Raw genomic sequence first — 12,081 nt, forward strand, 5'->3', positions numbered from 1 at the left:
TCGGGCCAACGTGCCGGGAACGCCGCGCGATCAGTCGGTCATCAGCGCGCGCGTGACCCCGTTGGTCCAGCCAAACCCGTCCTGGTTGGGATATTCGCCACCGCCGCCCGGCTTGCGCTCGACAACGTCGTATTTCTCGAGAAGCTTGCCGCTCGCTGTGTATTCGCGCGACACGCTGGCGAGCCATGCCTTGGCGATCTGGTCCGCCATCGTGGTCTCGCCATAATGACGCAGGCCCTGGATCGCGACCCATTGCAGCGGTGCCCAGCCGTTGGGATCGTCCCATTGCTGACCGCTGCCGATCGCGGTGGTGCGCAGGCCGCCCTCGCCCACGAACGGGCGGAGCGCGGCGGCGGTTGCGCTCGCCTGATCGCGCGTCGCGATCCGCGCGAAGAGCGGGAACGCCATCGCCGCGCTCGCAAAGTCGTTCGCATGGTTGGTGTCGAGGTCGTAATCGGCAAAGAACCGGCCGTTCCACAGATGCTTGCGGATTGCCGCCGCGCGGGCGGACGCGCGGGTCGTGAACGCCGCCGCGCACGCCGGATCGCCCAGCGCGCTGCAGTTTGCGGCGATCGCCTGTTCCATGCCGAACATCAGGCTGTTGAGATCGACCGCGGCGAACCGCGTGGTGCGGATCGTCGCGAGCGAGCGCCCGTCGCCGAGCCAGCGCGACGAGAAGTCCCAGCCGCTTTCCGCCGCCGCGCGCAGATCGCGAAACAATTGGCGGCGATCGCGCGACGGGGTCTGGTCGGCAAGCGCGGCGTCCTCGCGGTAGCTTTCGTCGCGCGGATCGTCGCGATCGTCCCAATAGCGGTTGAGCAAGGTGCCGTCGGGCAGGCGGGCCGCGCGGCGCGATTGCTCGCCGGGCCTGAGCGTCTCGGCGCCCGCCATCCAGAATGCGTGTTCGGCGCGAAGCTGCCGGTTGCGCGTCGCGAGCGTCTTCGGATCCCGCGAGAGCGCGGCGATGAGATAGAAGACGGGGGGCTGCGAACGGCTGAGATAATAGGTGCGCGTGCCGTTGGGGACATGGCCGTAGCGATCGATCAGGCTGCCGAAATCGACGACCATGTCCTCGACCAGATCCTGGCGCCCCGATCGCTGGACGCCGAGCAGCGTGAAATAGCTGTCCCAGTAATACATCTCGCGGAAGCGGCCGCCCGGGACGACATAGCGCCTCGGCAGCGACAGCGCGGACGAGCCGGCCGGAACGGTCGTCTGGGTCCGCGTGAGCTGTGGCCAGAGCGCGTCGATATGCGCCTTCAGCGTCAGCTTCTGGATCGTCGGCGGCGGCGCGGGGGTGGCGGGGATCGCGAAATTCGCCTCGACGAACCGGCGGAGTGCTGGCGCGGTGTCGCAGCGGCAGCGCGAATAGGCGGCCAGGATCGCCTCTGCCGAACGATGGGGGACCGCGTCGGCAAAGGTCTTCGAATCGGGAAACAGCCCGCGCATCTGGACGGCCGTGTAGAGCGGGCCGAACAGCTGCGCCGGCGAGCGCGGCGGCGTCTCGGGTGCCGGTGCCGCGGCGGCGAGCAGCGCGGACGCCGCAAGCAGCACGGCGCGGCGGATCACGTCACGACGTCCGGCGCGGTGCGCGCGGTGTGCCGTTCGATGCCTGCGATCGCCTCTGCTGCCGCGACGATCCCGGACAGCATGTCGCCGGTATCACGGTCAAGATCGCCGCCGACGCCTTCGTAGCGCTCGAGATAGACGCGCAGCGTCGCGCCGCTGGTGCCGGTGCCCGACAGACGGAAGACGACGCGGCTGCCGCCTTCGAACAGGATCCGGACACCCTGGTTGCGGCTGATCGATCCGTCGGTGGGGTCGGTATAGGCGAACTCGTCCGCGGTCTCGACGGTAAGGTCGCCATGACGCTGGCCGGGCAGCGTGGCGAGACTGGCGCGCAACGCGGCCATCAACGCGTCCGCACGCGGCGTGTCGATCCCCTCGTAATCATGACGCGCGTAATAGTTGCGGCCGAACTTCGCCCAGTGATCGCGCGCGATCGCATCGACGCTCTCGCCGCGGACGGCGAGGATGTTGAGCCAAAGGAGTACCGCCCACAGGCCGTCCTTCTCCCGGACATGGTCGGAGCCGGTGCCCGCGCTCTCCTCGCCGCAGATCGTCGCCATGGCTGCGTCGAGCAGATTGCCGAAGAACTTCCAGCCGGTCGGGGTCTCGTACGCGGGGATGCCGAGCGCTGCCGCGACGCGGTCCGCCGCCGCGCTGGTCGGCATCGAGCGGGCGATGCCCTTGAGTCCGCCGGCGTAACCGGGGGCGAGGTGGGCGTTCGCCGCGAGCATCGCGAGGCTGTCCGAGGGGGTGACGAACCGGTGCTTGCCGATGATCAGGTTACGGTCACCGTCGCCGTCCGACGCCGCGCCGAAATCGGGCGCGTCGGGGGCCATCATCGTCTCGTAGAGCGCGTGTGCGTGAACGAGGTTGGGGTCGGGGTGGTGCCCGCCGAAATCGGGAAGCGGCGTGCCGTTGCGCACCGTGCCCGCGGTAAACCCCAGCCGGCGTTCGAGGATCTCGGTCGCATAGGGGCCGGTGACCGCGCTCATCGCGTCGAACGCCATCGTCAGCTTCGCGGCGCGGATCGCGTCGAAATCGAACAGCGTCTCCATCAGCGCGGCATAATCCTCGACCGGATCGACGACCTCGACGGGCATGTCACCGACCATGACCTCACCGTCCTGGTCGAGATCGATGTCGTCCGCGTCGACGGTCAGCCAGCGGTCGATCTCGAGCGTGCGCGCGTTGATCGCGTCGGTGATCGATTCAGGCGCGGGACCGCCATTGGCGATATTGTACTTGATCCCGAAATCCTCGTCGGGACCGCCGGGGTTATGGCTGGCGGACAGGACAAGCCCGCCGATCGCGCCGCGCTTGCGGATCATGTGACTTGCGGCGGGCGTCGACAGGATGCCGCCGCGGCCGACGATCACGCGGCCAAAGCCGTTCGCCGCGGCCATGCGGATCGCGACCTGGATCACCTCGCGGTTGAGGAAGCGCCCGTCGCCGCCGATCACGAGCGTCGCACCCGCCTTGTCGTCGACGACGTCGAACACCGACTGGACGAAATTCTCGGCATAATTGGCCTGCTGGAAGATTTTCACCTTCTTGCGCAGACCCGAGGTGCCGGGCTTCTGATCGGTATAGGGCGTGGTCGAAACGGTGCGGATCATGCTGGCTCCAGAAGGCTCGAATACAGGTCTGCGTAGCGGCGGCCGCTCTCGTCCCACGAGAAGTCCGCGCGCATTGCGTTGCGCTGCAACATGGCCCAGCGATCGGGGCGTGCATAGAGCGCGAGCGTTCGGCGCAGCGCGTGGCGGAGTGCATCGGGCGTGACTCCGTCGTGCTGGACGCCGGTGGCGACGCCCGCCGCGATCGCGGCCTCGTTGGCGTCGATCACCGTGTCGGCAAGACCGCCGGTGCGCGCGACGACGGGGATGCAGCCATAAGCGAGACCATAAAGCTGCGTCAGGCCGCAGGGTTCGAACCGCGACGGGATCAGGATCGCGTCGGCGCCGCCCTGGAGCAGATGCGAGACGGGTTCGTCATAGCCGATGCGGACGCCGACCCGGCCGGGATGGCGCTCCGCCGCGGCGAGGAACGCGTGTTCGAGCGTGGCGTCGCCCGATCCGAGCAGCGCCAATCGGCCGCCAAGCGCGACGAGTTCGTCGAGCGTGTCGACGAGGACGTCCATGCCCTTTTGCCAGGTCAGCCGGCTGATGACGGTGAAGATCGGCCCGTCGCCGCTGTCGAGGCCGTAGAGCGTCTCGACCGCGCGCTTGTTCGCACGGCGGCGACCCAGCGTCCGGTGCGTGTATCGTGCGGGCAGCGCGGCGTCGGATTCGGGATTCCAGACCGCGGGGTCGATACCGTTGACGATCCCCGAGACACGGCCTGCGCGATCGTTGATCAGGCCCTCGAGCCCCATGCCGAACTCGCCGCGGCGGATCTCCGCCGCATAGGTCGGGCTGACCGTGGTGATCGCGTCGGCGGCCTCGAGCCCCGCCTTCAGGAAGCCGACACCGCCATAATATTCGATGCCGTCGAGCGCGAAGGCGGCGTCGGGGAGCGCCAGCGCGGTGAAGATGTCGTGACCATAGCGGCCTTGGAACGCGATATTGTGGATCGTGACGATCGTCTTGGCAGGGGTGCCGGGGCCGGGGGCGTAGCGCAGATAGGCGGGGGCCATCGCCGCCTGCCAGTCATGTGCGTGGAGGATGTCGAACGCATGGCCCTCGACGACACCCGAGGCGAGATCGGCGGCGGCGCGGCCGAACGCGGCAAAGCGACGCCAGTTGTCGACCCAGTCCATCCCGCTCGCGTCGCCATAGGGGCCGCCGCCGCGGGCGAACAGGCTGGGCGCGTCGAGCACGAGGAGCGGGTGATCGCCGATCCGTGCCTTGAGGATGCGCGCCTCGACGCCGAGCAGGTCGGTGTAGCGATGGACCACCTTTGCCCGCTTCGTCACCGCGGCGAGCACAGGATAGCCCGGGAGGAAGGTCGTGAGCGCGGCGCCGTGCGGTGCAAGAGCGGCGGGCAGCGCACCGACCACGTCGGCAAGCCCCCCCGTCTTGATCAGCGGATAGGCTTCCGACGCGACCGACAGCACGCGTGTCGCAAAGGCATCGGTCGGGGGTTGGGCTGCCCGCTGCGCCATCACGTGATCAGCCGGTCGATCATCGACTTGGTGACGAGGACGACGCCGTTGTCGGTGCGGCGGAAGCGCTGTGCGTCGAGTTCGGCATCCTCGCCGACGACGAGGCCGTCGGGGATCACGACGCCGCGGTCGACGACGACCTTCGACAGCCGCGCGCCGCGGCCGATCTCGCAGTGCGGCAGGATCACCGCCTGGTCGAGCATCGAATAGCTGTGCGCGCGCGTGCCCGTGAAGATCAGGCTGCGGTGGATCGACGAGCCCGAGATGATGCAGTCGCCCGACACGAGGCTCGACACCGCCTCGCCGCGGCGGCCGTCGTCCGCATGGACGAACTTCGCGGGCGGGGTGACCTCCGAATAGGTCCAGAGCGGCCAGCTGCGGTCGTAGAGATCGAGCTTGGGTACCACGTCGGTGAGGTCGATATTCGCCTCCCAATAGGCGTCGACCGTGCCGACGTCGCGCCAATAGGCCTCGACCTCGCCCTCCGATCGCACGCAGCTGTCGGAGAAGCGGTGCGCGACCGCCTTGCCGTGCTTGACGAGGTACGGGATGATGTCCTTGCCGAAATCGCGCGACGATCCCGGCGTCTCGGCATCGCGGCGCAGTTCGTCGAACAGCAGGCGGGTGTGGAAGACGTAGATCCCCATCGAGGCCAGCGCGATGTCCGGATTACCCGGAATCGCGGGGGGATCGGCAGGCTTCTCGACGAAGGCTGTGACATTGTCATGCTCGTCGACCGCCATCACGCCGAAGCCGACCGCCTCCATCCGCGGCACTTCGAGGCAGGCGATCGTGACGTCCGCGCCGGTCTCGCAATGCTGCTGCAGGATCAGCTCGTAATCCATCTTGTAGATGTGATCGCCCGCGAGGATGACCATGTATTCCGGCGCGTGGCTCTCGATGATGTCGATATTCTGGTACACGGCATCCGCGGTGCCCTCGTACCACTGGAACTCGCTGATCCGCTGCGACGCGGGCAGGATGTCGAAGCTTTCGTTGCGTTCGGAACGCAGGAAGTTCCAGCCGCTCTGAAGGTGGCGAATGAGCGAATGCGCCTTGTACTGCGTGGCGACGCCGATCCGCCGGATGCCCGAATTGATCGCGTTCGACAGCGCGAAATCGATGATTCGCGCCTTGCCGCCAAAATACACCGCGGGTTTCGCGCGCGTGTCGGTCAGCTCCATCAGCCGACTGCCGCGGCCACCGGCCAGCACATACGCCATTGCGTCGCGCGCCAGTGGCTGTCCCCGCCGTTCAACCATCTTCGTCTCTCCCTAATCGTCCGCGGTATAACGCCTCGTCACCCGCGGCTTGTTCCGTTTCAGCCCTCGAACTCGAGCATGATCGTGGCCAGAGGCGGCAGCGTGACCCATGCCGCGCCGTCTTCCGCGACCACGCCGCCGAGGTTGCCGAGCCCGCTGCCCCAATATTCATGCGCGTCGCTGTTGATGATCTCGCACCAGCGCCCGTCGAGCGGGAGCGGGATGCGGTAGGGCGCGCGCGCGATCGGCGTCATGTTGGCGATGATCGCGACCGGCTTTGCGCCGGGCGCCTTGCGGAGCCACGCAAAGACCGAATTGGCGGCATCGTCGGCGATCAGCCATTCGAAGCCCTCGGCCTCGCAGTCGCGGGCATGGAGCGCGGGCTTGTCGCGGTACACCGCGTTCAAATCGCGGACGAGGTTGCGGATACCCTCATGGCTGCGGCTGTTGCGCAGGCACCAGTCGAGCGCGCGGCCTTCGGACCATTCGCGGCGCTGCGCGAACTCCTGCCCCATGAAGAGCAGTTTCTTGCCCGGATAGCCCCACATGAACGCGTAATAGGCGCGCAGGTTCGCGAATTGCTGCCAGTCGTCGCCGGGCATCTTGGTCAGCAGCGAGCCCTTGCCGTGGACCACCTCGTCGTGGCTCAGCGGCAGGACGAAATTCTCGCTGAACGCATAAACGAGCCCGAAATTGATCTCGCCGTGGTGATGCTTCCGGTGCAGCGGATCGCGCGCCATGTACTGGAGCGTGTCGTGCATGAAGCCCATGTTCCACTTGAACCCGAAGCCCAGCCCGCCGCTCTTGCCGTCGTCGCCGACGGGGGCGGAGACGCCCGGCCATGAGGTCGATTCCTCGGCGATTGTGAAGACGCCGGGATGCTGGCCGTAGACCGCGCGGTTCATGTCGCGCAGGAACGCGACCGCCTCCCAGTTCTCGCGCCCGCCGGTGTCGTTGGGGATCCATTCGCCCGCCTCGCGCGAATAATCGCGATAGAGCATCGACGCGACCGCATCGACGCGAAGCCCGTCGATATGATAGCGCTCGGCCCAGAACAGCGCGTTGTTGACGAGGAAGGACGACACCTCGCGGCGCCCGAAATTGTAGATCGCGGTGTTCCAGTCGGGGTGGAAGCCGAGCCGCGGGTCTTCGTGTTCGTAGAGCGCGGTGCCGTCGAAATGCGCGAGCCCGAACGCGTCGGTGGGAAAATGCGCGGGCACCCAGTCGAGCAGCACGCCGATCCCGGCCAGATGCGCGCCGTCGACGAACCGCGCGAACCCCTCGACATCGCCGAACCGTGCGGACGGCGCGTAGAGGCCGGTGGTCTGATAGCCCCAGCTCGGATCATAGGGGTGTTCGCTGATCGGCATGAACTCGATGTGCGTGAAGCCCATCTCGACCACATACGGGATCAACCGGTCGGCGAGCGCATCCCAGGTCAGGAACCAGCCCTCGGCATCGCGGTCCCATGATCCGGCATGCACCTCGTAGATGCTGATCGGCACGCGGCGCGGATCGACCGAGGCCCAGTGTTTGCGGTGGCTCGTGTCGGCCCATTCGTGCGCGAGCGTGCGCGTGATCGACGCGGTCGCGGGGCGCAGTTCGCTGGCAAAGGCGAACGGATCGGCTTTGAGCGGCTGGAGCCGGCCATCGGGGCCGACGATCTCGTATTTATACGCGCGATATTCGGCGATGTCGGGGATGAAGATCTCCCAGACGCCGACGTCGCCGCGCCTGCGCATTGCGTGGCGGCGACCGTCCCAGTCGTTGAAGTCGCCGACCACCGAGACGCGCTGCGCATTGGGTGCCCAGAGCGCGAAATGGACGCCGTGCGCGCCCTCATGCTCGATCAGGTGCGCGCCCATCTTGTCGTGGAGGCGGTGGTGCGTGCCCTCGGCCATCAGCACGTCGTCGACGGGGCCGAGCACGGGGCCGAAGCTGTACGGGTCGGTCACCCACCAGTCCGCACCGCCGCCCTCGGCATGATATTTCACCGGCTGCGGATCGCCGTCGATCGGCCCCTCGAACAGCCCGCGATCGTCGATCCGGGGGAGCGTGCCAAGCGTCGTGCCGTCGAGCGCATGCGCCTCCGCGGTCGTCGCACCCGGCAGCCAGGCGCGCGCGAACGTGCCCCCGGGACCGGCATGCACGCCGAGCAACGAGAACGGATCGTCGTGCCGGCCCTCGATCAGGGCAACGATGGCGCCTTCGGGTGGCTTCACATCACCGTCCAGATATCGCGGGCATATTCGCGGATCGTGCGGTCGGACGAGAACCAGCCGACGCGCGCGACGTTGCGCACGGTCGAGGCGACCCAGGCATCGCGATCGTTCCAGCGCGTGTCGACGCTGCGCTGCGCGGTGGCATAGCTGTCGAAATCGGCGGCGAGCATGAACCAGTCGCCTTCGTACAGTCCGCCCATCAGCCCGGCATAACGCTGACGATCATCGGGCGAGAACACGCCCGAGGCGATCGCCGAGACCGCCTGGCGCAGCTCGGCCGACCCGTCGATCACACTGCGCGGGTCATAGCCCGAGGCGCGCTTCGCCTCGACCTCGTCCGCGGTCATGCCGAAGATGAAGATGTTGTCGTCGCCGACGCGATCCTTGATCTCGATATTCGCGCCGTCGAGCGTGCCGATCGTCAGCGCGCCGTTCATCGCGAACTTCATGTTGCCGGTGCCCGACGCCTCGAGCCCCGCGGTCGAGATCTGTTCGCTGAGATCGGCGGCGGGGATGATCTTCTCGGCGAGCGACACATTGTAATTGGGCAGGAACGCGACCTTGAGCAGCCCGCCGACCGACGGGTCCGCATTGATCCGGCGCGCGACGTCGTTCGCCAGCTTTATGACGAGCTTCGCATTGTGATAGCTCGACGCCGCCTTGCCCGCGAACAGCTTCACGCGCGGCGTCCAGTCGCGTTCGGGATGGCTGCGGATCTGGTCGTACAGCGCGACCGTCTCGATGATGTTGAGCAGCTGGCGCTTATACTCGTGGATGCGCTTGATCTGCACGTCGAACAGCGCGTCGGGGTCGATGCGCAGCCCCATGCTGTCCTTGATATGATTTGCCAATGCCACCTTGTTCGAACGCTTGACCGCCCAAAACCGCTCCCTGAAGGCGGAATCGTCGGCAAAGACATCGAGATCGATCAGCCGTTCGGCATCGTCGAGGAAGCCGTCGCCGATCGCGTCGCGGATCAGCGTGGTGAGGCCGGGGTTGCACTGCTGAAGCCAGCGGCGCGGGGTTATCCCGTTGGTCTTGTTGTTGATTCGCGTCGGATAGAGGCGGTGGAGATCGGCGAAAACCGTCTTCTTCATCAGCTGCGTGTGGAGGGCTGCGACACCATTGACGCTGTGTGATCCGGCAAAGGCGAGGTTCGCCATTCGCACGCGCCGCTCGCCGCCCTCGTCGATCAGGCTGATCGCGGCGATCGCGCGGTCGTCGATGCCGTCGACGCCGCGCGCCTCGCGCAGCAGCCGTGCGTTGATCGCGTAGACGATCTGCATGTGACGTGGCAGGAGCCGTTCGAACAGCGGCAGCGGCCAGCTTTCCAGCGCCTCGGGCAGCAGCGTGTGGTTGGTGTAGCCGAAGGTCGCGCGCGTGATTTTCCACGCCTCGTCGAACGCGAATTCGTGATGATCGATCAGCAGCCGCATCAGCTCGGCGACCGACACCGCGGGGTGCGTGTCGTTGAGCTGGATCGCAGCCTTGTCGGGCAGCGTGCGGATGTCGCCGAAATACTGGATGTGGCGGCGGACGATGTCCTGGATCGAGGCGGACGAGAAGAAATATTCCTGCCGCAGCCGCAGTTCCTGCCCCGCGGCGGTGGAGTCATTGGGATAGAGCACGCGCGTGAGCGTCTCGGCGCGAAGCTGGTCGGCGAGCGCACCGGTGAAGTCGCCCGCGTTGAACCGGTCGAGCTTGATCGGATCGAACGCGCGCGCGGTCCACAGCCGCAGCGTGTTGACGTGCTCGCCGCGCCAGCCGACGACGGGGGTGTCGACCGCGATCGCCTCGACCGCCTCCGCCGGGCTCCAATGGACCTGGCCGCTGTCGGTCGCGATGACCTCGCCGCCGAAGCCGATGAAATAGGCGCTCTCGCGGCGCTCGAACTCCCAGGGATTGCCGTGTGCGAGCCAGCTTTCGGGCATCTCGACCTGCCAGCCATCGTCGATCCGCTGGCGGAACATGCCGTTCACATAGCGGATCCCATAGCCGTAAGCAGGGAGCGCGAGGCTCGCCATGCTCTCCATGAAGCACGCCGCCAGCCGCCCGAGCCCGCCATTGCCGAGCGCGGCATCGGGTTCGATCTCCTCGAGCGCGGCCAGATCGACGCCGTGCAGCGCGAGCGCACGCGATACCTCGCCGCTGCGTTGCAGGTTGGTCACCGCATCGCGCAGCAGCCGGCCGATCAGGAATTCGAGGCTGAGATAATAGACGCGCTTGGCGCCCGCCGCATGCGCCGCCTTGGTCGACGCCATCCAGCGTTCGACGATGTCGTTGCGCACCGTCAGGATCGTCGCCGCAAGCCAGTCGTGCGGAAGCGCGGCCTGCGCATCCTTGCCGATCCGGTGGACGAGCGTGTCGAGGATCGAATCGGCCAGCGTCTGGACGGAGTGCTGCATGGCAGGGTTTGCGGTCACGCGAATTCCGTATCTCGTTGTCGTCGCCGGTGATCCTAGCCGCGCGGCCACCTTTGTCACGCGGACTTGCGCAGTCGCGCGACGCGATCGACGAGATGGGGGCGCGTTGCCTAACCCATGTCAATTTATCCTAGAGCATGCCGATCAGCAGCGTCGCGTTGAGGCCGATGATGACCGCGGCGATCACCCAGGCGAGCGCTTTCAGCCAGACCGGGCTGACCAGCGACCCCATGATTCGCGCGTCGCCGGTGAACTTGACGAGCGGCACGACCGCGAAGGGAAGCTGCAGGCTCAGCACGACCTGGCTCAGCACCAGCAGCCGTGTCGCACCCGCATCGCCCGCGGCGCCGACCACGAACACCGCGGGGATGATCGCGAGCAGCCGCGTGACGAGACGCCGCGCCCAGACGGGCATGCGCAGGTTCAGGAAGCCCTCCATCACGATCTGACCGGCGAGCGTGCCCGTGACGGTCGAATTCTGCCCCGAGGCGAGCAGCGCGACCGCGAACACCACGCTTGCCGCGCCCATGCCGAGCATTGGCGCGAGCAGTGCGTGCGCCTGGTCGATATCGGCGACGTCGGTGCGCCCGGCGACGTGGAAGGTGGCGGCGGCGAGGATCAGGATCGCGGCGTTGATGAAGAAGGCGAGGCCGAGCGCGATCGTGCCGTCGATCGTCGCCATCGTCACCGCGTCGCGCTTGCCCGCCTCGGTCGGTGCGAACGCGCGCGTCTGGACGATCGACGAATGGAGATAGAGGTTGTGCGGCATGACGGTCGCCCCGAGGATGCCGATCGCGATATAGAGCATCGCCGGGTTGGTGACGATCTCGGTCGTCGGCACGAGCCCGCCGAGCACGCCCGCCATGTCGGGCCGCGCGAGGAACAGCTCGAAGATGAAGCAGCCGGCGATGATCACGAGCAGCGCGACGATGAACGCCTCGAGCTTGCGGAAGCCGAAGCGTTGCAGCGCGAGGATCAGGAACACGTCGAGCGCGGTTAGCACGACGCCCCAGACGAGTGGCAGCCCGAACAGCAGTTTGAGCGCGATCGCGGTGCCGAGCACCTCGGCCAGATCGCACGCGATGATCGCGATCTCGCACAGGAACCAGAGCACGACCGACACGCGCTTCGAATAATGCGCGCGACACGCCTGGGCGAGGTCGAGCCCGGCGACGATGCCGAGCCGTGCGGACAAGGCCTGGAGCACCATCGCCATCAGGTTGGAGAGCAATACGACCGACAGGAGCGTGTAGCCGAACGCCGAGCCGCCGGCGATGTCGGTCGCCCAGTTGCCCGGATCCATATAGCCGACCGCGACGAGATAGCCCGGTCCGACGAACGCGAACAACCGCCGCCAGAAGGGGGCGCCTTCGGGGATGGCGACGGTGCGATAGCTGTCGGACAGCGAGTGGGCGAGGGCGGAACTGGGCGGCGGCATCGCGCGTGCTTTGCCGGATGGGAGCGGGGGGGACAAGCGCTTCGCTCGCCGCGCGGGTGTTGGGGGG

Annotated in this window: 7 protein-coding genes; all 7 read right to left on the reverse strand. The window is 67.3% G+C overall.

The annotated features are described in order from the left end of the window. Positions 1–30: 30 nt before the first annotated feature. Positions 31–1,569 carry an alpha,alpha-trehalase TreA gene (treA, locus tag AC0CH3_RS16045; RefSeq protein ID WP_354303628.1) on the reverse strand — a complete coding sequence of 513 codons (1,539 nt, stop codon included), beginning with the start codon at positions 1,567–1,569 and terminating at the stop codon, positions 31–33. Continuing rightward, positions 1,566–3,185, reverse strand: coding sequence for an alpha-D-glucose phosphate-specific phosphoglucomutase (locus tag AC0CH3_RS16050; RefSeq protein WP_354303629.1), 1,620 nt, complete (start codon positions 3,183–3,185; stop codon positions 1,566–1,568). Before AC0CH3_RS16050 ends, treA begins: the two co-directional genes overlap by 4 nt. Continuing rightward, positions 3,182–4,669 carry a glycogen synthase GlgA gene (gene glgA, locus AC0CH3_RS16055; protein WP_354303631.1) on the reverse strand — a complete coding sequence of 496 codons (1,488 nt, stop codon included), beginning with the start codon at positions 4,667–4,669 and terminating at the stop codon, positions 3,182–3,184. Before glgA ends, AC0CH3_RS16050 begins: the two co-directional genes overlap by 4 nt. Further along, complete coding sequence (glgC, locus tag AC0CH3_RS16060) at positions 4,669–5,931, reverse strand: glucose-1-phosphate adenylyltransferase (RefSeq protein ID WP_082445782.1); 1,263 nt, start codon at positions 5,929–5,931, stop codon at positions 4,669–4,671. Before glgC ends, glgA begins: the two co-directional genes overlap by 1 nt. 59 nt (positions 5,932–5,990) lie before the next feature. Further along, positions 5,991–8,153 carry a 1,4-alpha-glucan branching protein GlgB gene (glgB, locus tag AC0CH3_RS16065; protein ID WP_354303633.1) on the reverse strand — a complete coding sequence of 721 codons (2,163 nt, stop codon included), beginning with the start codon at positions 8,151–8,153 and terminating at the stop codon, positions 5,991–5,993. After that, positions 8,150–10,558 (reverse strand): glycogen/starch/alpha-glucan phosphorylase, encoded by a 2,409-nt coding sequence (locus AC0CH3_RS16070; protein ID WP_354303635.1) that lies wholly within the window; start codon positions 10,556–10,558, stop codon positions 8,150–8,152. The genes glgB and AC0CH3_RS16070 overlap by 4 nt, the downstream gene beginning before the upstream one ends. Positions 10,559–10,706: 148 nt before the next feature. After that, positions 10,707–12,014, reverse strand: a complete 1,308-nt coding sequence (locus AC0CH3_RS16075) for an Nramp family divalent metal transporter (protein ID WP_107930412.1) — start codon at positions 12,012–12,014, stop codon at positions 10,707–10,709. Positions 12,015–12,081 lie beyond the last annotated feature (67 nt).

The organism is Sphingomonas sp. AC449, assembly GCF_979253475.1.

Excerpts from the sequence above, each read along its gene's own strand:
- AC0CH3_RS16050 (WP_354303629.1), bottom strand. The coding sequence starts at position 3,185 with ATGATCCGCACCGTTTCGACCACGCCCTATACCGATCAGAAGCCCGGC.
- AC0CH3_RS16070 (WP_354303635.1), bottom strand. The coding sequence starts at position 10,558 with ATGCAGCACTCCGTCCAGACGCTGGCCGATTCGATCCTCGACACGCTC.
- glgA (WP_354303631.1), bottom strand. The coding sequence starts at position 4,669 with ATGGCGCAGCGGGCAGCCCAACCCCCGACCGATGCCTTTGCGACACGC.
- AC0CH3_RS16075 (WP_107930412.1), bottom strand. The coding sequence starts at position 12,014 with ATGCCGCCGCCCAGTTCCGCCCTCGCCCACTCGCTGTCCGACAGCTAT.
- glgC (WP_082445782.1), bottom strand. The coding sequence starts at position 5,931 with ATGGTTGAACGGCGGGGACAGCCACTGGCGCGCGACGCAATGGCGTAT.